A 21,331-nucleotide genomic window follows, 5' to 3' on the forward strand; every position below is an offset into this window, starting at 1 on the left:
ACTGGGTAAATGAAACAGGTCGGATAAATCAACGCTGCCAATCCATTCTCTGATGCGGCTTGGCAAAGATTTAAAAAAATCACTCAACTTTGTGATGGGTGCCATAAAGCCATCGACAATCCAATTGGCCAAATCCTCCCCTGCTTGTTCCATACCGGCTTTGGCATCATCAGAGAGCGTTTCGCGGGCAAAAAAGCTTCCCAACCAGCCCCAAAAGTTAGTGATACTGTGCTTGAAGCCCTCCCATACATTGCCAAACCATTGGGCAAAAAACCCGAGACCCTGTTTGAATTTTTGCCAATGTTCAGAAAAGTCAAAAGCAGCAGTAATGGCGTTTTTCCATTTGGTGATGGTTGCCGTATCAGCACCCCCAAAAATATACCGATCGTTATACACTCAACAAAAAATTTAACAAATATATTTCATTAAGTTTCAGAAATAGAACAACGTAATAACAATTCCACACTGAAAAAACTAAAAAGGACTAGGCTTTCATTGACAACCATGAATAAAATACTCGCCATTTACCTTATGATAACTACTATATAAATAACAATAGAAAGACACTAAATCAAAATCAATGATATAAATTGCACGCATAATGATTTCAAAAATAAAAAAAATTTAGAAACTATTTCTGAAAATTTCTAACTGATTTCTCCTTACCTTTTATGAACTACATTGCTGTATCTATTAAAATACGCTCTACACTACACCATCATGCCCAGAGCCAATAATTCAAGGACAACAAACATATTAAACGATCAAAAGACCTTTCCATGTTCTTTTATTGTCCCATAGAATAACATCCTCTCTAGGAAAGGAGGAAAGTGTAAACTTATCGACAAAAACATCCTTCAAGATGATCATTGACAATCCCAACGGACTGCATAAAAGCATAACAAATTGTAGGACCAACAAATGTCCAACCACGTTTCTTCAAGTCCTTCGAAAGACGAAGAGAAGCAGGTGTTATGGGATTAGCCAACAATGTTTGAAAATCTATTTTTTCATAACGCTCTGATTGTGGTGGTTGAAACGACCAAAAATAGCGGGACAAACTCCCCCACTCTGTTATAATTTCCTGCGCTCTAAATGCATTATTAAGCACCGATTGAATTTTTCCTTGATGACGAACAATACCTTTATTCTGCATCAACATTTGCACCCTTACTTCATCATAATGCATAATTTTTTCAAAATCAAAATGATCAAACGCATTCCGGAAAGAAGAGATTTTTTTTAAAATTGTAAGCCAAGAAAGCCCTGCTTGAAAACCTTCAAGACAAATTTTTTCAAACAAATGGCGATCTTCAAAAACAGGTTTTCCCCATTCATTATCATGATAAGCACAATAAAGTGGATTCGTACCTGCCCATGAACAACGAATTTTTCCATCCGCCCCCATAAGAAGCCCTTCCTCGAGCACCACATTTATTATATTAAAAGAGCGTTCCTTGATCATCTTGCATCGACTTGATCCGTTTAGATTTTAAAGAGCGATTGAGAACATGATCACGCGTTGAAAGACTAATTTCACCATCAAAAAAACGTAAATTTATTTGCCCCGTTTCAGGAAACTGCACCAACCGTTTAATGGGCTTATGATCCTGCCCCAAAGCCAAAACAAAACCACGTTCTAAAATATTCTGATACGAAGTGCTTTTTAAAAGCCTAAACGCGACCTCTAACTGAGCGCGTTGTTTTTCCACATTGTGCACAAACGCACGATGAAGGCGTACAGTATAATCCTTTGTATTACGTTGCGCTTTTTCAGTATCCAGTAAACGCGGTGAAAAACGTATGGCAAGCGCACGAAAAGAAAAATGTTTTTTATCGCAGCTCACATAAAAAGCACGCAGCAATCGACTTGAAATTTCATCAAAACCACGTCGTGGTAGAGCAAAAAGTTGATCGACAGTCGGAAGCCCTCGTATAATAGCACGCAATTTTTGTTGATGAAAATCAAAATAACGCACCAATCCCTTGCGTAAACGAGCACCAAGAGATGCCACATACACTTCGAGATCAAGCTTAACAGGAACAGCCTTCTCTGCCGCTCCTGTGGGAGTTGGAGCGCGCCAATCAGCAACATAATCAATCAAAGTCCAATCCGTTTCATGCCCAACAGCAGAAATAACCGGAAGAGCAGACGCATAAACAGCACGAACAACAGCTTCGTCATTAAATCCCCATAAATCTTCTAAACTTCCCCCTCCCCGCGCAACAATAATAAGATCAGGTTTGGGAACAAGCCCTCCTAAAGGAAGAGCATTAAAACCTTCAACAGCAGCAGCCACTTCCTGACCACTTGTTTCCCCCTGAACACGAACGGGCCAAACCAAAATATGCAATGGAAAACGATCTGATATACGATGAATAATATCACGAATAACAGCGCCTGTTGGTGATGTCACAACGCCTATAATTCGCGGCATATAAGGCAAGGTTTTTTTCTTAGATTCATCAAATAAACCTTCATTTGCAAGCTTTTTCTTGCGCTTTTCTAGAAGTGTCATCAAAGCGCCAACCCCTGTTGGCTCAAGCGCTTCAATGACAATTTGATATTTTGATGACCCCAGATAAGTTGTTAGTTTGCCGACAACGACCACTTCCATCCCTTCTTCGGGAGGAAATTTGAGCTTTTCCATAATGCCACGCCAAATAACAGCTTCCAATCGCGCCTTATCATCTTTTAAGGCAAAGTAAGCATGCCCAGAAGCATGAGCCCCGCGATAACCTGATATCTCTCCCCGCACCCGAACATAACCAAACTTTTCTTCAACAACGCGCTTTAAAGCCCCTGCTATTTCGGAAACAGTAAATTCTGCTGCATTCGTTGCACTTGTTTTTTCACCAAACAAATTTACCATTTTTCAATTCACAGAAGTTGCGATATCCAATCTTAACACTCACACAAACACACCTTTAAAGAGAATGAAATGCTTCTCTCAAAGAGAAGATCTTGAAATTATACTCTGTACACAACATTTCAACCCAGCACCGATATGCTTCAACGCATTGCAAAGTTTTTAAACGACATACAAAACGTTGAAAACATCATAATCATACTTTTTTGTATTTTATAAACTTAATACTCTCTATACCCTCTTATTTTTCAATTGCACTATAAAAAATATGTGGTGCGCTATTCCAAACCCATTTTTTGACATCAGGTGTCATAGCAACAATATTATATGTCTGATAAATAAAAGCATAGGGTCCTTTCTGCATAAATTCACGCTGCAAATCAGCATACATTTGCGCCCGTCTTTGTGGATCTTTTTCAAACAACGCATCCTGAACCTTTTGATTCATAGTTTTATCAAAATATCCATGGCACCAACTAGCATAACCTGTATTTTTTGCCTCATACCGATTATCAGGATTGTAAATAAGACGTGAAGCCATGGTATGGGGATCACCAGAGCCATTATTCCATCCGAAAAAAATCGTATCAAAACCCCGTGCATAAAATTTTGAAAATAACTGCGTACCTACAAAACGTTCAATTTTAAAACGCACCCCAATCTTTTTTGCATTGTCTTGAAGAGACTGAGCAATAGGCAAAGCAAAAGGATAAGGAGATGCACCTGCAAAAATCTTGGCCTCAAAACCATCCGGATATCCTGCCTCCGTTAAAAGCTGCTTTGCTTTTTGAAGATCAAGTTTAAAGGGCTGTCCTTCTTTTTCATCCAAAGCTCCCAAATTACCAAGAGGAATAAAACTTGCACGTGGAACACCAATATCTTTAAGAAGGGTCTTCCCGAGTCCTTCATAATCAATAAGATAGCGCATCGCCAAACGCACCTTTTCATTGGCAAAAATTGGATTTGTCGCATTAAAGCCCCATATGATCATGGAAGGCGCCAACACTCTTTCAACTTTAATATCTGTTGTTGCTTGGAGATCTGCTACATCCTCTGGCATCAAATTACGTGCAACATCGATATCGTGTTTTTGCAACAATAAACGTTGTGTTCCAGGCTCCGCGACATGGAGAATTAAAATCTTCTTCAATTTAGGCACCTCCCCCCAATAATTGGAGCTTGCATGCAACAAAAGAGCTTCTCCAGGACGCCAGCTACTTATCTGATAAGGACCAACACAAGCAGAATGGCTGGCCAAATACCGGTTTCCCATATCGCCATCTTGTTCGTGTTTTATGAGTGTCTCACGATCCAGCAAAGCAACAGTACGATTAGTAGAAATATTGCTAAGAATAAGTTCTGCTGGATAAGGTTTATCAAATTTCATCACCACGGTTTGTTCATCCGGTGCTTGAAAAGCTTCGTCAACATTCTGTTCTGTGATACCATATTCATTAAATGTCGCCGCATTGGACATCTTCAGTTTAACAACCCGCCTCATGCCCCAAACAAGATCATGAGCACCAGCAGAACGACCATCGTTGAACTTCAAACCATCACGCAAATGAAAAGTAATCACCGTGCTCTGGTCGTCACTTAAAACATCCCAACTCTTTGCCAAAGAAGGAACCATTTTAGTTGCATCATCTTTAGCTGATTCAACTAAATTATCACAAACATTGACAACAATTTCAGTTCCATAACGGTCATTAAGTTGTGCAGGATCAAATGTACTTATTGCATCGAGGTTCCAACCCATCACGAGAGTATCTGCAGGCGTTTTTGCTGAAACTTGTTGCACAAACATCCCCAAAGCAATAACAGCAGAAGCAAAAGATCTGCTCCCCTTCAATATTTTTCTTTTCAATTTCATAGGCTTTTCCTTTTAAAGTTTATTGTATAAATTCCCCATGCAACAACGACAGGCAAAAATAATAAGATCAGGCTTAGAAACCACACCTCTTAGAAGTAAAATTCAAAATCTTCAAAAGCAGCAGCTACCTTCCAACCATTCTTTCCCCCTGAAAAGATATAGGCCAAACCAAAAGATGCAACGGAAAACGCTCTAATATCCAATGAATGATATCATGCATGATAGCTACCTGTTGATGATATCACAACACCTAAATTCAGGGCATATAAGGCAAAAGCTTCTTCTTTATTTCATCAAACAGAACTTCTGCTTCAAACCTCTTTTTGCGATTTTCTAAAAAGAGTCTTTAGAGCACCAACTTCGGTTGGTTTAAAAACCTCAATCATCCTTTGATATTTTGATGATCCTCATAAGCACAGTTGCTAACCATAGACACTTCTCCCCTTCCTCACGAAGCAATTTGAGCATTTCCATGAACTCACACCAAAGGACAATCCCCAGCATCTCATCATTTTTTAAGGAAAGACGGTGTGATTTGAAGCATTAGCTCCACAATAAACCCATATTCCCCAAATTCACCTACATACAACAAAATTTTTTTCTCAATAGCACATTTAAAGGCCCCCCCGCTTTTTCTAAAAAATACTAAATTCTGCTTAAGTCTTAATATCTATGTGTGCATGCATTTTACAAAAATGCACAGCCCATCCCTAAAGAAGAGTGTCTTGGAGTTACTCTGTAGAGAATATATCAATATATTTTATCAATAATCTTCGATATTTTGCAAAACTTTTAAATCCTATACAAAACATCGGAGATATCATGATAGTATTTTTTATATGTTACAACATTTAAGACATACTTATTTTTCAATGGCATTATAAAAAATACGTGGTGCACTATTCCACACCCATTTTTTTACATCAGGTGTCATAGTAATAATACTATATGTCTGATAGATAAAAGCATAAGGTCCTTTTTGCATAAAATCACGCTGCAAATCAACATACATTTGTGCCCGTTTCTGTGGATCTTTTTGAAACAGGGCATCCCTTACCTTCTTATTCATATCTTCATCAAAATAGCCATGGCACCAACTAGGATAGCCTGTGTTTTTAGCCTCAAATCGATTATCAGGATTATAAACAAGACGTGAAGCCATTGTATAAGGATCTGCAGAATCGTTATTCCATCCCATAAAAATTGTATCAAAACCCCGTGCATAAAGTTTTGAAAACAACTGTGTCCCTACAAAATGTTCAATCTTAAAGCGCACACCTATTTTTTTTGCATTGTCTTGGATAGACTGAGCAATGGGCAAAGCAAAAGGATAAGGAGATTTTCCGGCAAGAATATTGGCCTCAAAACCATTCGGATAACCCGCTTCCGTCAAAAGCTGCTTGGCTTTTTTTAGATCAAGCTTAAAGGGTTGCCCTTCTTTTTCATCCAAAGCCCCAAGATTGCCAATGGGAATAAAGCTTGCCCGTGGAATACCAACATCTTTAAGAAGAGTCTTTCCAAGAGTTTCATAATCGATAAGATAGCGCATTGCCAAACGCACCTTTTCATTGGCAAAAATGGGATTTGTCGTATTAAATCCCCACATTATCACAGATGGCGCCAACACTCTTTCAACTTTAATATCCGTTTTTGCTTGAAGATCTACTATATCCTCTGGCATCAAATTACGTGCAACATCAATATCATGTTTTTCCAACAACAAACGTTGTGTTCCAGGTTCTGCAATATGACGAATTAAAATCTGCTTCAATTTTGCTGCCTCTCCCCAATAATTGGAACTTGCACGCAACAAAATTGCTTCTCCAGAGCGCCAGCTCACTAATTGATAAGGACCAACACAAGCAGCATGACTTGCCAAATAGCGATTGCCCATATCACCATCTTGTTCGTGTTTCATAATTGTCTCACGATCAAGCAAAGCAGCAACACGAGTAGTAAGAATATGTCCAAGGATTATCTCTGCTGGATAAAGCTTGTCAAATTTCATCACCACAGTTTTTTCATCCGGTGCTTGAAGAGTAAAATCAACATTTTGTTCTGTAATTCCATATTCGTTAAATACTGCCGCTGCAGACAACTTCAATTTAACAATCCGCCTCATCCCCCAAACAAGATCATGAGCACCAGCAGAACGACCATCATTAAACTTCAAACCATCACGCAAATGAAAAGTAATTACCGTACCACCGCCCTCATTTGAAACATCCCAACTCTTTGCTAAAGAAGGCGCTATTTTAGCTGGATCATCTGTAGCGGAATCGATTAAGTTATCACAAATATTGGCAACAATTTCATTACCATAACGTTCATTGATTTGCGCAGGATCAAAAGTCTCGATTGAATCGAGATTCAAAGCCATCACGAGGGTATCGGTAGGTGTTTTTGCTGCAACTTGTTGCACCAGTATTCCCAAAGCAATAACAGCAGAAGCAAAAGATCTGCTACCTTTTAATATTTTCCTTTTCAAGTTCATAGACTTTTCCTTTTAAAGCTTATTCTATAAATTTCCCGCGCAAAAACGACAGGCAAAAATAATAACATCAGGCTTAGAAACCACACCTCTTGAAATAAAATTCAAAACCTTCAAAAGTAGCAGCTACCTTGTAACCACTCTTTCCCTCCTGAAAAGGTATAGGACAAACCAAAAGATGCAACGGAAAGCGTTCTAAATATCCAATGAATGATATCACACATGACAGCGCCTGTTGATGATGTCACAACACCTATAATTCTGGGCATATAAGGCAAAGGCTTCTTCTTTATTTGGTAAAACAGAATTTCTGCTTCAAACCTCTTCTTACGACTTTCTAAGGAGTGTCACCAAACCGCCAATTCCAGTTTGTTCAAAAACCTCCATAACAATTTGATATTTTAATAATCCTAGATAAGTTATAAGCTGCCTAGAATAACCACATCCATCCTTTTTTCAGAAGGAAATTTGAGCTTTTCCATAACTCCACACAAAAAAACAACTCAAAATCTGTGCCTCACCATCTTTTAAGGCAAATGTGGTGTAACCTGAAGCATAAGTAGCGTAGAAGAACCTTATATTTTCCCATACACCCGCAGCTAATAACCAAACTTTTCTTCAACAATACATTTAAAAAACCCCCTCTTGCAAAAACACTAAATTCTGCTTCCTTTAGTTACATCTGCTTTTTCAACAACAAATTTACTATTTTTTCAATTCACGCAGATTGAAATATCCAGTTTTAATATCTATATAACCATATTATTACCCGAATGAACAGTCTCTCTAAAATAGGATGTCTTGAAATTACACCCTATACATAATATATAAATCTATTATAGGATCTTCGACGTACTGAAAAATTTTCACCATCATGCAGAACGTCGCGATGTTATCAAAATTTTCCCGCAAATTCTTAGAAATTAAAGAATATCCATCAAGTTAATGAAAGGAATACTATGAAAATATCTCGAAAAATGCCAACAGAACACGAGCGCGTTTCAGAAACAAGTGCAAATGTTACACCAGTATTACAAGGTGGTGAACTCGAAAAAAAAGTAAGGAAAAACAAAAGAAACATTTCTTCTTTATGGTGATGACACCATTATGTTATGCAAAAAAAGCGCAATATACACAAAAGTATGTTAAAATGAACAAAAGAAAAAAGTTGTCTAATTCTCTTCATGCATTTCTTGGAGGAACATCAAGGTGTGTTGCTTTAAAATTGCTCATCCTTTCATTCCTTGTTGGCATCGTGATGAATTTTCTTGGGTGGACTCCTCGAAATCTCGTGCAAAGAATAATAGAATTTTTTAAATCTCTCTGGGAAACAGGATTTATAACTCTTGCAAACTTCTTCCATATATCCATGATGGGAGCTATTGTTGTTGTGCCTATTTTTCTTTTTCTACGCATTTTTTATAAAAAATAAATGCCTTAGCGTTTTCCTTCTACTAATCTTTTCGAAAAATCAAACGACATAAAAAGCCTGTACTAACAGCTATAATCACCGCTACAATACCATATATAAAACTATGCTTGTGCGCTGCATGAAAAATTGTATAAGCAATATGTGCTTTAACGATTTCAAGAGTCGTGGTCGCACTATCAACAAATTCCCCATCGCGAAAAAGATAAGCACGAGCCTGATAATGTCCGACAGGAATATTTGCCGGCAAACGGAAATGCGCTGTAAACAGTGCACCGGAACCAAAACGGACACCCCCTACTTCCTCATGATAAAGATTTTTGGCTTTTTGCAATTTTATAAGTTCATCACGAAAAATTTGTATTTTCTCCTGATCTTGTTCATCCGTCTGCAGCAATAAATAGGGTAATCCTAGCCTCAAACGTTTATAATCTTCAACGCCAGTAATATCATCAATCTCACGCGTTGTGACCATAGAATAAAAGAGAGGAACATTTTTAAAAGTGAGAGAATCTGCATTAACCCAAACTCCAGCATTACGTTTCTTTTCTCGCATAATCATAGGTCGAGCTTGTCCCTCCAAGCTCACAACAATATCATAACGGCTCTGCTGAGCACGTAGCGGATTAATGTTTTCCAAAACACCAGCAATATAAAGATCACGGCCATCAAAATGTGCATCAACTGTAATAGTATTCGTTGTTACGATAATTTGGATAGTCTCATGATCCACTTGGTCAATGAGTGCAGCTTTCGTGCCAACATGCCCCCACATAGAAGAAGAGACTATACAAAAGCAACCCGCAATGATGCATAAAGAAAATAATCTACCCATTTTTATCTCATCAGAATATCCAGAGAGAAAAGATTATCAGGGCGTACAAATAATTGAAAAGCAAGACGCATACATACAATCAACACCAAAAATGCAAGCGCCATGCGCAATTGTTCAGCCTTTAATTTTCGTCCAGTGCGTGTTCCATATTGTGCACCAATACTTCCACCAAGCATCAACAAAAAAGCCAACACAATATCGACTGACTGATTACTTACACTTTGTAAAACTGTGGTAAAAGAAGAGACAAATGTAATTTGAAAAAGTGAAGTTCCAATCACCACGCGGGTCGGGACACGCATAAGATAAATCAATGCTGGTATCATAAAGAACCCCCCACCAATCCCCATAATAGAAGACAACAAGCCAACAATAAGACCAATTCCTAAAACTGGAATGATGCTGACATATATCATTGATGTTCGAAAACGCATCTTTAACGGCAAGCGATGGATCCAATTATGACTACCTGCAAGACGAACATTGACTTTTTGTGCTGTACGTTGGCGCATCATATCACGCCAACTTTCAATAATCATCAAACTTCCTACGCTCCCAAGAAGAATCACATAAAGAAGCGAAATCATGAGATCTAATTGCCCTAATTTTTTCAGAACAGAAAAAAACTGAATCCCGATTAAAGAGCCAATCCCCCCTCCAATCACTAAAAAAATACCAAGTTTTATATCAAGAGTACGTCTTCTAAAATGTGTAATCGCCCCCGTTACAGATGATGCAATCATCTGATTAGCCCCTGTTGCAACAGCAATAGCAGGAGGGATATTATAAAAAATCAATAAAGGCGTGATGAGAAAACCACCACCAATTCCAAAAAGTCCTGAAAAAAAACCAGCAACAACCCCCATACCAATCAAGATCAGCATATTGAGCGACATTTCAGCAATTGGTAAATAAATACTCACTTACAGAACCTTCAAGATAATTTGAAGTTTTTTAGATAATTTGAGAGCCTCTCTCTAATTAACTCCCTTCTTCAATAATCTTTGTTTCATGTTGAAAAGAACAAGTTTAGATGCCATACACGTTTTTATAAAATTACGAATGTGCAATCTACCTCACATCACTTAACCTAACATCATAAAATTAAAAAAAGGAACTCCTTTTAAAAAACCATAAAAGCATAACGTTATCGCTGCCATAAATGCAATGATTAAAAAACAAAGAAAAAGTTTTTTAATAGAATAACGTAAAAAAAAGGAAATTCCCAGAGGCTCTGCTTTCAAGGAAGAATATTGATCATTTTCAGTGCAACGACCAGATGCTTGAACAGTAGAGCGCCTTTCTTCTCTTGCAGACTGCCCCACAAGCTCCTCAGCCTCTTTTGAAGAAGGCTTCATACTCTCTCTTGGTGAAGAGCTTCTATTCCCTTGTTGCAAGGTATTTTCAACATTTGTTTGGATTGGGGTTGTGCGATTTTGTTCCGAAAAGTTTTGTACCTTTTGGGGCGACGAGCATTCTTGGCTTTCCTCACATGCCATATGAGCAAGATGTTGCACAACAGAATCAAACGATTTTGAACGAGACATATGCCGTGTTACTGCTGCTTGTTCTAGACTTTTCTTTTCTCTATGCAAACTCTGAACAAGCATTTTTATCTGCTCTAAATGCTCAAACAGCTTTTTTTCTTTTTGGCGACGTATATAATGCTCTGCCAAAATTGCCCGACTAATATCATCCAAGTAAGATTTAAAACTCTCTTCCACGGAACTTTGCAATGTCAAACGACGAGGTGAATGCTTCATCCGCATTTGTGCATGAACAGAGCGCAATTTTTTAGCGATATCCGACATCGTTACTTCAGTAGGCGTACTCATCTTCTCCTTTTGCTCAACAACAAAAAAAGAAGGTTTTTCATGCTTAACTTGCTCTATAATATGACTTTTCGTATTCAAAAACACTACCCCTCACTGTATTGCAAACGCTACGCCTCATTAATTCTTTGCAAAGAATCGCACAAATGTATGGAAAATATGCTTTATTTTAGTAAATAGAGCTTTAAGAACTTCCAAAACATTGCCAAAAATCTTTAAACAAATGAACTTTGATTTTCCTGCTTTCAAGATTTAAATTAAAAATCCATTCCCCATTTTTGCTTTTTTTACTTTTTTGCCATTACATAAACGACCTCTATAAAGAAAAACTTCTATAAAGTGGGCATACGAACTTAAAGAAAGAATATCCTCATAACACACACTGATTTTTTACCTTTTTGTTCAAACGAAGAAGGCAATTATTGAAGTACAAAAAAGCTAAATATAGATTGAACACAACGATAAGAGTACCAATAAATGTAAGAAAGCTTATATAATGAGAAAACCAATTATAAGTGAAATTCAGTTCTAAATGATTTGGTTTCTTATGATTATTAGGATAAACTTTTGATCATACAAACAAAGAGGATCATCATGAAAATAATTGTCGCTGTCAAACGTGTTGTTGATTATAACATCAAGATACGCGTCAAACTTGATGGCACGGGCGTTGATCTATCTCACGTAAAAATGTCTATGAACCCTTTTGACGAAATCGCCGTGGAAGAAGCAATTCGTCAGAAAGAATCTGGGAAAGTTTCAGAAGTTGTTCTTGTTTCAATTGGACCTGAAGCCGCACAGGAAACCTTACGAACAGGGCTTGCAATGGGTGCTGATCGCGCTCTCCTTGTAACAACAGAGCAAACACTTGAACCCCTAGCAATTGCTAAAATTCTCAAGGTCATTGTTCATGATGAAAAACCCAATATGGTCTTTTTAGGAAAACAAGCCATTGATGATGATAGCAACCAAACCGGACAAATGTTAGCAGCGCTCCTTGGTTGGGGACAAGCAACTTTTGCTTCGCATCTAAAAATAGAAAATGGGCATGCAACTATTATCCGCGAAGTAGATAATGGCACACAAACTCTCTGTCTACCCCTCCCCATCGTGATGACTGCTGATCTACGATTAAACGAACCACGTTATACTACTCTGCCCAATATTATGAAGGCAAGAAAGAAGCACATTGAACAAAAAGCACTTGCTGACCTTGGCGTAGATACAAAAGCACGCTTAACAGTCCTTAGCGTTGAAGAGCCCAAAGCCCGCCAATCCGGTGTCAAAGTGGCTAATGTAGCAGAACTTGTCAATGCGCTAAAACAAACAAACCGCATTTAATATTCAATAACCTAGATCAAAACAACACTGTATAAAAGGACAAAAATTTATGGCGATTCTTTTATTGGCCGAACAAAATACAGAGGAAACCGCAAAAGCACTCACCGCAGCGCAAGCAATTAGTGATGATATTGATATTTTGGTTTGTGGAACAAAGGTTCAAGCGATTGCCGAAAACACTGCCAAGATCGCTGGTGTACGGCAAATTCTTATCGCTGAAGCTGATTATTTAGCACATCAACTCGCTGAACCTATGGCAAATACAATTGTCAAATATGCGAATAATTATGATGTGATCATGGCTGCATCTACCAGCACTGGTAAAAATGTAATGCCACGCGTGGCTGCTCTTCTTGATCTTATGCAAATCTCAGACATTATCGCGGTTGTTGCCCCCGATACCTTTAAACGACCAATCTATGCAGGAAACGCACTTGAAACTGTACGCACCAATGATCGCCAAAAAGTTATTACAGTCCGTACAGCCTCTTTCACACCAGCCCCTTTCCAAAATAACACTGCTCCCATTAAAACGATAACACCAGCTCCCAATCCAAACCTTTCTTCTTTCATAAAAGCGGAAACCAACAAAAGTGATCGCCCTGATCTTACCTCGGCACGTGTTATTATATCAGGCGGACGTGGTCTTGGCTCACAAGAGCAATTTATGACACTCCTTCTCCCCCTTGCAAACAAACTAGAAGCTGCTTTAGGTGCTAGCCGCGCAGCAGTGGACGCAGGCTATGCCCCTAATGATTGGCAAATTGGACAAACAGGCAAAGTTGTTGCTCCCGAACTCTATATTGCTGTCGGTATTTCTGGTGCAATTCAACATTTAGCCGGCATAATGGATGCACAAGTTATCGTAGCTATTAACAAAGATGCTGAAGCCCCTATCATGCAAATTGCTGATTACGCCCTTGTAGGAGATCTTCATCAAATTATTCCTGAGTTGGAGAAAGCTTTATAAACTATGAATGCATCTGTGCATCATCAACGTGAAACTATGGAATTTGACATAGTAATTATCGGAGCGGGACCTGCAGGACTTTCTGCCGCAATTCGTCTCAAACAGATTAACCCCGAACTTTCTGTCACAATCGTTGAAAAAGGCACTGAAGTTGGTGCACATATTCTGTCTGGAGCAGTTGTTGACCCCATTGGCATTGATACACTCTTGCCAGAATGGAGAAATGAAAACGATCATCCTTTTAAAACACCAGTCACCAGTGATCAGTTTTTTTTTCTAAAGCAAAAACACGCCACAATATTTCCCAATATTTTGCGCCCAAAAATCTTATCCAATGACGGATGCTATATCGTTTCACTCGGGAATGTTTGCCATTGGCTAAGCAAAAAAGCCGAAGCGCTCGGCGTCGAAATCTATCCTGGTTTTGCCATATCGGAAACCATTCAAAACGATAATGGAGCTATCATTGGTGTTCTCACAGGTGATATGGGTCTTGAAAAAAATGGAACCCTTGGGAAAAATTACATGCCGGGTATGGCTTTACTAGCAAAATATACCCTAGTCGCAGAAGGCGCGCGTGGCTCCATTGCAAAACAACTCATACAGAAATTTGATCTTAGTAAAAACCGTGAACCACAAAAGTTTGGTCTCGGTCTCAAAGAGCTTTGGGAAGTTGAACCACAAAAACACAAACTTGGTTTAGTTCAACATTTTACCGGTTGGCCCTTAGACAATCGTACCGGTGGTGGCGGTTTTCTTTATCACCAAGAAAACAACTTAATTTCTGCCGGTTTTGTTGTACACTTAGATTATAAAAATCCTTATCTTTCTCCCTTCGAGGAATTTCAACGTTTTAAAACACATCCTCAACTTTATGAAATTTTCAAAGGTGCAAAGCGCCTTTCTTATGGTGCTCGCGTCATCAGTGAAGGTGGTTGGCAATCCGTACCAAAGCTTACCTTTCCCGGTGGAGCGCTTATTGGCTGTTCTGCTGGTTTTGTCAATGTCCCTCGTATCAAAGGCTCTCACAATGCCATTCTATCTGGTATATTAGCAGCCGATAAAATTGCTACAGCTCTTGCTCAAGGACGCGCCCATGACGAAGTCAAAGAAATCGAAGAACAATGGCGACAAGGTCCCATTGGCAAAGATCTTTATAAAGTACGCAACGCGAAACCACTATGGGCAAAATTCGGCACAAATTACGGAATTAAGCTTGCCGGCTTTGATCTGTGGTGGCAACAATTATTTGGATTTTCTTTATTTAGAACACTCTCTCACACAAAAGAAGATTATGAATGTCTCGAACCAGCAGAAAAATTTCAACCCATCGCTTATCCAAAACCAGATGGTATTGTAACCTTTGATCGTCTCTCCAGTGTCGCACTTTCTCATACGCACCATGAAGAAAACCAACCTTGCCATTTAAAAATAGCTTCATTAGAAAAACAAAAAGACTCCGAATATGCAATTTATGGAGGCCCCTCCACACGCTATTGTCCCGCAGCTGTCTACGAATGGCTAGACCATAATAATCAGGAAACTTATGTTATCAATGCTTCAAACTGCATACATTGTAAAACCTGCGATATCAAAGACCCAAACCAAAATATCAATTGGACCTGTCCGCAAGGCAGTGAGGGACCACTTTATCTCAACATGTAATCATTATTCATTCCACTAAAATGAGAATCTGTAAAAACCTAACCAATAAGAGTACTTCAAAAATCAAAATCCCATCCGATACTTTTAGGGCACGAGTTCTTGCACAATGTGAAATGTGTTCTATCACTACTCTCACAAAAAATACTCCCTCACTACCGCATTACTTTTTTCATCAATAAAAATCTAATAACATAACTGTTATTAAAAGCTTTTTATCTATCAATGAACAAAACAAGGATTAAGATATTGTGACCATTCTGCTCGTAGAAGCGCAACCCATCGGCATCTTCATCATCTTTTTTAATTTGGCTCTCCGACCTTCAAAAACGTCTACAGCAATATTGTTTAAAGAGTGAAGTGCAACAACACCACACGCTTTTGCTTTTCTCTGTTCTTTACTGGAGTCACGTCTCTCACAATGAACCGCCCCCCTTAAGCTACGCATTCACGCGGCTGTTTTAAAGAAATGTCTCTCATAACCTCTAAAACCCATTTCCCTTCCCCCATGAACAGTATATGCAAGATCCATCAGGTTACTATCATCTTTGCGTTTATGTTATGAAAGTACAAGCAAGCACTCTCATTCTATTCGTCAGTTCAAAATGTTGCACTTACTTCTGTATAAAATCTGTTTATCAAGAAACATATTTGCTCCTTTCTTAAACGGTTTTTATCCATATGCTGATCCTTCCTATGACATATAAGCAAACGTTTTTTTGATTTATGATAAGAGAAATTGAAAGAAAAGAAGTGTGCTATATTCAACGTTCTCATTCAATTTGTAGACCTGTGTTCACGCAAATCTAAACGCACACACCAATACCCCTCTCATTAAGATTGGAAAAAAAATATTGATCCAGCATTTTCAATGTGTAAACGGAGCGTTTATTTTTTGCAAAGTAGTCTCAAGAGCCGTCATTAAAGCACTCCTTCCCCCTTGATGAGAAAAACAGTTTGACAAAAGCTCATTTGTTCCGCCCTTCGTTGAAAACTCTTTCTCAAGCAGAGAAAAATCAAGAGGTTTTGAACAATCAGTTGCTATAGTTTTGCGCATTTCATCCGTAAGATTTCCAAACATCATAGAAAGAAAATCTGCTGATGGTTGTTTTTTTAACCCCTGTGTCACAAACCATTGGTGTGCTGTTTCTATAAAATTAAAATAAACCCCCATAAGTGAACCTGCCGTCATAAAAAGATTAAACTGCTCTTCTGCATCCAACACTAATGTTCCCCCCAACGCATCAAACAAAGTGCGCAAAAATGAATGATCAGGATAAATGGGCGTCAAATTTTTACATTCTGCCACAAAAGGAAGCGGAACAGCACGATAAACCTTATGGTTGATCCACTCTTCAACTTCTGCTGCTGTTGCCATGGCAAGCACGGAAATGACAAGCTGTTCTGGATGAAAACGAAGAGAACGCAAAACTTCTTCTGCAATTTGGTTGGGCAAACAAAGAAAAACACAATCACTAACATCCAGCAATGCTTGATTATTTTCGGCAATAATAACCTTATCGTAATTGTGTGAAAGGCGCTCTGCACTTCGTGCATTGCGGGGAGAAACAATAATGGAAGAAACGTCAAAAGCGCTCATCATTAAGCCTTCGACCATTGAAGTACTGATTTTACCCGTTCCCAAAAAGCCAATTTTCATTTCTTCTCCTTATCCTCATAATTTCTAAAGAGAACGCAACCAGCGCTTCATGCATTTTAACTAACATAAACACTAATTGAGGAAGCAACACATAACATAGCAAGAATAATCAATCCCAAATAAACTTTGGGCTTATCAAAAATAACTGCAAAAGCAGAAAACCAACCAACGACAGCAGCCGCCAATGCGAATAAAAAACCTGGCTTATTCATGAGTACAATATGCATTGCCATCAAACCACCAATAATTAATACTCCAAAAACAATCAACAAACCCGTTGCAAACTTTTCATAATCATCCATATTTCACTCCTCATATTGCTCAAACTGTTAAGCACTTTTTTACCCCATGTGTTCATAAAAACGAAATGTTTTTCATCTACCATGGTTAAAATGATATAGAAACTCTTATTTATCAGACGTAAAAAATGCTGGAATATGCTGCGGCAAACACCACGGTAGAATTGCAATCAAGTCAAAACGTACACATAAAAGCGCACGATCTTTTTGTCGTGCTAACCAAATATCGGCTGCTGCCTCAATGCGCCTCTCATTCACCCGAGAAACCGCTGCCATTGCTTCAGCTAATGTTGAGCGAGCTTTTACCTCGACGACTAATACAAGATTTCCACGCCGCGCAATTAAATCAATTTCACCGCATTTTGTTTTAAAACGAATTTCAGCAATGTGAAACCCTTTAAAACGTAACCACCAAGCAGCCCATTTTTCTGCACGAACACCTCGATAAAAAGATTTTTGCCTACGTTCTTTTTGTATGGTCTTCCCTATCATTTTATGCATCTTTTAAAAAATTCAACCGCTGAAAAAGTTCTTGCTTTTTTAAGCCTGTTTTCTTTGCTGCCAAAGCAGCCGCTTGAGCTGCAGAATGCGTACACGCCAATTCTAATAACATCTCATCAATTTCTTGATCACTCATTACGTCCAAAGAGGAAAGTGCGTCCCCAACAAGCACAACAATTTCTCCACGAATATGCGCTTGCTTACCGTATTTTTCAAATAAATGGCCTAAATTAGAAACATCTACTGTTTCAAACTTTTTTGTTAATTCACGACAAATTGCAGCTGGACGATCAGCCGAAAAAAAAGAGACCATATCCTGTAAAGTCTCGACGAGACGATGGGGTGATTCATAAAAAACTAACGTCGCAGGAATAGCTTTTAATTGTTCTAACCGCTTTTGACGCTGTACCTTTCGCGCACTCAAAAAACCAGCAAAGAAAAAACTATCTGTAGGGAGCCCTGTCGCAACAAGAGCAGCTAAAAGTGCTGATGCCCCAGGAATTGGAACGATTTTGTGACCAGCTTTGCGTGCCTCTTCTACCAATCGAAATCCAGGATCAGAAATAAGCGGTGTTCCAGCATCTGAGACGAGCGCTACGGTTTTATTTTCTGCTAAAGCTACTAATAATTTCGCCCCTGCTTTCTGTGCATTATGTTCATGATAAACAAATGATTTTTTCTGAATACCGTAGCGTTCCAACAAAATACGCGTCACCCGCGTATCCTCACACGCTAAAATATCAACACCTGCAAGTATTTGCAAAGCACGAAGAGTGATATCTGCAAGATTTCCAATAGGCGTTGCCACGAGATAAAGCCCTGGTTCTATGACGGGTGCAGAATAAGCATGAGCACCTATAAAATATGTTTTTTCACACATACCTTTCTTTCATAATCAAATATCCCCTCTCTAAAAGCTCTAAGCGAAAACCTTTATCCATGATCATCAACAAGTTCTGAAAAATTTTTCTTTGTCTCCGCCAAAAGATCAACTACTCGAATAACTGCTCGTAGCACAACAAGATAGCTTGCGCTAGCACCAACACTTTTTTTGGTATTATAACCCATTTTTGATCATTATTATTGCTTCCAATAGAATGAACTTCCAGCGTTACTAATAACCACATCAGTCCCAATAATTTTCTACAAAACCTTTGCTCAAAAACCAAAACAAAATTCTATTCATTCCCACATTTCAAACGTCTTCAGTCTTTTAAAAGTTAAATTCTCCAGATAACCTGCATTTTGAAAATCGGTCCCATTTACTGATATTCAAATCCTCACCCCAAGCAAATATGAATCACTTGCGAGCAACAGCAACAACTACCTGTATCATTTTTTAATAACATGGACCGTCAGCACTACAACATCTCATTTTGCAATATTTTCTACAACTTTTACAACGCTATGATCAATATTCAGCAACTTCATATAAAAGAACCGTGTTTTTTCACACCCGAATGAGATCTTTAACCAATTCCATCCCACCAACAAAAAACAACTGAAAGCTTTTATACAAAAACAAAATTACCGCTCACTGCATGGTTAGTTTTTTTACTCATTTCACTTCTAAAATATCTAACCCCAAAATGAGACACTCATGGACTACAATTCCCATAAAAACAACTATTTATGTTTTTTTATATTGTATCCTAGCAAACCCTCTAAGAAAAACATAAATTTAACAAAATTTGTCTTTCACTTGATCAACAATCGCACGATAAAGTTTGGCACGGTCTTCATCAGGATTAGAGACAAAGATAGGTATACCGCCATCCGAGGAAGATCGCAAAGCCGCATCAAGCGGTACTTCTGCCAAGAAAGGTACCCCTCGGCGTTCTGCTTCTGCACGCGCACCACCATGACCAAAAATATCGTAGCGTTTTTGCGTATCAGGAGCAATAAAATAACTCATATTTTCAATGAGTCCTAAAATAGGAACATCGACTTTCATAAACATTTCTATCGCTTTACGCGCATCAATTAAGGCAAGATCCTGCGGAGTAGAAACAATCAACGCACCCGTTAATTGCACTTGTTGAGCAAGTGTCAATTGTGCATCCCCTGTACCTGGTGGCATATCCACCACCAAAACATCAAGAGGTTCCCATAAAACATCTCTGAGCAATTGCGTCACAGCCGCCATTACCATGGGACCACGCCACACCACTGGCTTTTCCTCCTCAATCAAAAAACCCATTGACATCAATTTAAGTCCGAATTTTTCAAGAGGTTGAAGTTTTTTCTCGTCAATAAGCTGTGATTTTTGGTTAACAAGTCCTGTCAAACGTGGCAAAGATGGACCATAAATATCCGCATCCATCAAGCCCGTTTTGAAACCAGAATCCTGTAAAGCTAAAGCAATATTTATCGCCATTGTAGATTTGCCAACCCCCCCCTTTCCAGAAGCAACTGCAATCACATGCCGTACACCTTCTATCGGTGTTTTCACAGGTAATCCCTTTGCTTTATGTTTTGACGCAAGAAAATGAGAAGATACCTTCAATTTTTTTTCTGCTGTAAGTGTAACAACAACAGCTTTAACCCCATCCAAAGCACAAACCACTTCTTCAGCACCACGGCGCAACGATTCCCACTCTTGCACACGTCCATCCGGAACTGTAATGGAAAAGAAAACCTTGCCATGAGCAATCAATATTTCTGAAACAAGCCCCAATGATACAATATCACTTTCAAAATCCGGTCCTTTGACTTTATGTAATGCGTTGCGGATAACCTCACTTGTGATAGGATTCACTGTCTTTCCTCTCTATAAAAATACCCAAAAATATAGCAATTAAGGACTCAAAACACTTCAACTTCACCACCTAAAATTTCCTACTTTACTGAGAATTACAAAATGTAAATACATTACATTTTATCTCTTTAAAAACACGAAACCAATCTCAAATAAAAACCTCGAACGTAAAATCTGATATAAAATTCCATTAAACACGTTTGTCGTACAAACACTTTATGAATGTTTCTATAAAGGTCTTTAAAAGGCAAAACCAAGTACACTTTTTACGTTTAAAAATACACTTTACTACAATCATATATTAACGAGCGACGACTCTTTCTTTACCCCCCTCTGCTCCTTTACGTCTTGAGTATTCACTTGTCTTATAAAAAAGATAACTGTAAACTGCACCGTCACCAATTCGTGTTTTTCTTAACTTTTAAAGTGTTACGAATAAAATGTACCTCTATCGTAGAGTTTTTCGTTTTTTTTAAGAGAGAGACAAATAATCTAAGATTGACTTTTTTTATATTTTTTCTTATGGATAAACGGCCGTATGATAGGGTAAGATTGTCCATCTAGCGCATAATTGCCTGTAAAATTAAGAAGGGCCGCACTCCGCGGTATTTAAATAAATGAAACGTACTTACCAACCCTCTAAACTTGTCCGTAAACGCCGCCATGGTTTTCGTGCACGTATGGCAACAGCTGGTGGCCGTAAAGTTATCGCCGCAAGGCGTGCTCGCGGACGTAAGCGGTTATCTGCTTAATCATTTAAATTTTCACAACAATTGAATATTATTTATCACTTTTGTTGTGAAGTTTTCG

21 protein-coding genes and 1 pseudogene are annotated in these 21,331 nt (G+C 38.5%); 6 read left to right on the forward strand and 16 right to left on the reverse strand.

All coding sequences use genetic code 11. The features are described 5' to 3' along the window. The 6 genes and pseudogenes from GQO39_RS06455 to GQO39_RS06480 form a co-directional block, all read right to left on the reverse strand. Positions 1-396, reverse strand: a pseudogene (locus GQO39_RS06455) (phage tail tape measure protein); the annotation flags it as partial. 442 nt (positions 397-838) lie between these two features. After that, positions 839-1,465, reverse strand: a complete 627-nt coding sequence (locus GQO39_RS06460) for a DNA-3-methyladenine glycosylase I (RefSeq protein ID WP_156851465.1) — start codon at positions 1,463-1,465, stop codon at positions 839-841. Beyond that, positions 1,443-2,873, reverse strand: a complete 1,431-nt coding sequence (gene xseA, locus GQO39_RS06465; protein ID WP_156851466.1) for an exodeoxyribonuclease VII large subunit — start codon at positions 2,871-2,873, stop codon at positions 1,443-1,445. Before xseA ends, GQO39_RS06460 begins: the two co-directional genes overlap by 23 nt. 238 nt (positions 2,874-3,111) lie before the next feature. Then, positions 3,112-4,743 (reverse strand): ABC transporter substrate-binding protein, encoded by a 1,632-nt coding sequence (locus GQO39_RS06470; protein ID WP_156851467.1) that lies wholly within the window; start codon positions 4,741-4,743, stop codon positions 3,112-3,114. 862 nt (positions 4,744-5,605) lie between these two features. Further along, positions 5,606-7,237 (reverse strand): ABC transporter substrate-binding protein, encoded by a 1,632-nt coding sequence (locus GQO39_RS06475; RefSeq protein ID WP_156851468.1) that lies wholly within the window; start codon positions 7,235-7,237, stop codon positions 5,606-5,608. Positions 7,238-7,347: 110 nt separating this feature from the next. Then, positions 7,348-7,503, reverse strand: a complete 156-nt coding sequence (locus tag GQO39_RS06480; protein WP_156851469.1) for a hypothetical protein — start codon at positions 7,501-7,503, stop codon at positions 7,348-7,350. Positions 7,504-8,193: 690 nt separating this feature from the next. Between GQO39_RS06480 and GQO39_RS08865 the strand changes: the two genes are divergently transcribed. Both GQO39_RS08865 and GQO39_RS09235 read left to right on the forward strand, forming a co-directional pair. Next, positions 8,194-8,331, forward strand: coding sequence for a hypothetical protein (locus tag GQO39_RS08865; protein WP_198039430.1), 138 nt, complete (start codon positions 8,194-8,196; stop codon positions 8,329-8,331). Positions 8,332-8,384: 53 nt separating this feature from the next. Beyond that, on the forward strand, positions 8,385-8,666 hold the full coding sequence (locus GQO39_RS09235; RefSeq protein ID WP_156851470.1) for a DUF6460 domain-containing protein: 282 nt from the start codon (positions 8,385-8,387) through the stop codon (positions 8,664-8,666). A 22-nt stretch (positions 8,667-8,688) separates the two neighbouring features. On the opposite strand, the gene GQO39_RS06490 is transcribed toward GQO39_RS09235, so the two are convergent. The 3 genes from GQO39_RS06490 to GQO39_RS06500 all read right to left on the reverse strand — a co-directional run bounded on the left by GQO39_RS06490 (position 8,689) and on the right by GQO39_RS06500 (position 11,411). Further along, complete coding sequence (locus tag GQO39_RS06490) at positions 8,689-9,498, reverse strand: TIGR02186 family protein (RefSeq protein WP_156851471.1); 810 nt, start codon at positions 9,496-9,498, stop codon at positions 8,689-8,691. Positions 9,499-9,500: 2 nt separating this feature from the next. Further along, the gene (locus GQO39_RS06495; protein WP_156851472.1) at positions 9,501-10,421 is read right to left on the reverse strand and encodes a sulfite exporter TauE/SafE family protein; all 921 of its coding nucleotides are present in this window, start codon (positions 10,419-10,421) and stop codon (positions 9,501-9,503) included. 162 nt (positions 10,422-10,583) lie between these two features. Further along, entirely contained in the window at positions 10,584-11,411 is an 828-nt protein-coding gene (locus tag GQO39_RS06500) for a hypothetical protein (protein ID WP_156851473.1), read from the reverse strand. 513 nt (positions 11,412-11,924) lie between these two features. Here GQO39_RS06500 and GQO39_RS06505 point away from each other — a divergent pair. The 3 genes from GQO39_RS06505 to GQO39_RS06515 are packed head-to-tail and all read left to right on the forward strand — an operon-like array spanning position 11,925 to position 15,306. Beyond that, entirely contained in the window at positions 11,925-12,671 is a 747-nt protein-coding gene (locus GQO39_RS06505) for an electron transfer flavoprotein subunit beta/FixA family protein (RefSeq protein WP_156851474.1), read from the forward strand. Between the two features lie 49 nt (positions 12,672-12,720). Then, a complete protein-coding gene (locus tag GQO39_RS06510; RefSeq protein ID WP_156851475.1) occupies positions 12,721-13,641 on the forward strand; it encodes an electron transfer flavoprotein subunit alpha/FixB family protein in 921 nt (306 codons plus the stop codon). 3 nt (positions 13,642-13,644) lie between these two features. Next, positions 13,645-15,306 carry an electron transfer flavoprotein-ubiquinone oxidoreductase gene (locus GQO39_RS06515; RefSeq protein ID WP_156851476.1) on the forward strand — a complete coding sequence of 554 codons (1,662 nt, stop codon included), beginning with the start codon at positions 13,645-13,647 and terminating at the stop codon, positions 15,304-15,306. 238 nt (positions 15,307-15,544) lie between these two features. Here the strand turns inward: GQO39_RS06515 and GQO39_RS06520 are convergent, their stop codons facing one another. From GQO39_RS06520 to GQO39_RS06545, 7 genes are all read right to left on the reverse strand, one after another. Continuing rightward, positions 15,545-15,751 carry a hypothetical protein gene (locus GQO39_RS06520; RefSeq protein WP_156851477.1) on the reverse strand — a complete coding sequence of 69 codons (207 nt, stop codon included), beginning with the start codon at positions 15,749-15,751 and terminating at the stop codon, positions 15,545-15,547. Between the two features lie 420 nt (positions 15,752-16,171). Then, positions 16,172-16,963 (reverse strand): pyrroline-5-carboxylate reductase, encoded by a 792-nt coding sequence (locus GQO39_RS06525; RefSeq protein WP_156851478.1) that lies wholly within the window; start codon positions 16,961-16,963, stop codon positions 16,172-16,174. A 56-nt stretch (positions 16,964-17,019) separates the two neighbouring features. Then, complete coding sequence (locus GQO39_RS06530; RefSeq protein WP_007553258.1) at positions 17,020-17,265, reverse strand: hypothetical protein; 246 nt, start codon at positions 17,263-17,265, stop codon at positions 17,020-17,022. A gap of 105 nt (positions 17,266-17,370) precedes the next feature. Next, the gene (locus tag GQO39_RS06535; RefSeq protein ID WP_156851487.1) at positions 17,371-17,739 is read right to left on the reverse strand and encodes a YraN family protein; all 369 of its coding nucleotides are present in this window, start codon (positions 17,737-17,739) and stop codon (positions 17,371-17,373) included. A gap of 16 nt (positions 17,740-17,755) precedes the next feature. Then, entirely contained in the window at positions 17,756-18,643 is an 888-nt protein-coding gene (gene rsmI, locus GQO39_RS06540; protein WP_156851479.1) for a 16S rRNA (cytidine(1402)-2'-O)-methyltransferase, read from the reverse strand. 53 nt (positions 18,644-18,696) lie between these two features. Continuing rightward, positions 18,697-18,831, reverse strand: coding sequence for a hypothetical protein (locus GQO39_RS09415; RefSeq protein WP_256375702.1), 135 nt, complete (start codon positions 18,829-18,831; stop codon positions 18,697-18,699). A gap of 613 nt (positions 18,832-19,444) precedes the next feature. Then, positions 19,445-20,521: an Mrp/NBP35 family ATP-binding protein gene (locus tag GQO39_RS06545; RefSeq protein WP_156851480.1), complete on the reverse strand. Its 1,077-nt coding sequence runs from the start codon at positions 20,519-20,521 to the stop codon at positions 19,445-19,447. A gap of 617 nt (positions 20,522-21,138) precedes the next feature. Here GQO39_RS06545 and rpmH point away from each other — a divergent pair. Beyond that, positions 21,139-21,273, forward strand: a complete 135-nt coding sequence (rpmH, locus tag GQO39_RS06550; RefSeq protein WP_005864709.1) for a 50S ribosomal protein L34 — start codon at positions 21,139-21,141, stop codon at positions 21,271-21,273. Positions 21,274-21,331 lie beyond the last annotated feature (58 nt).

This window comes from Bartonella refiksaydamii, from assembly GCF_902652675.1.
In the GTDB taxonomy this organism is placed as follows: domain Bacteria; phylum Pseudomonadota; class Alphaproteobacteria; order Rhizobiales; family Rhizobiaceae; genus Bartonella; species Bartonella refiksaydamii.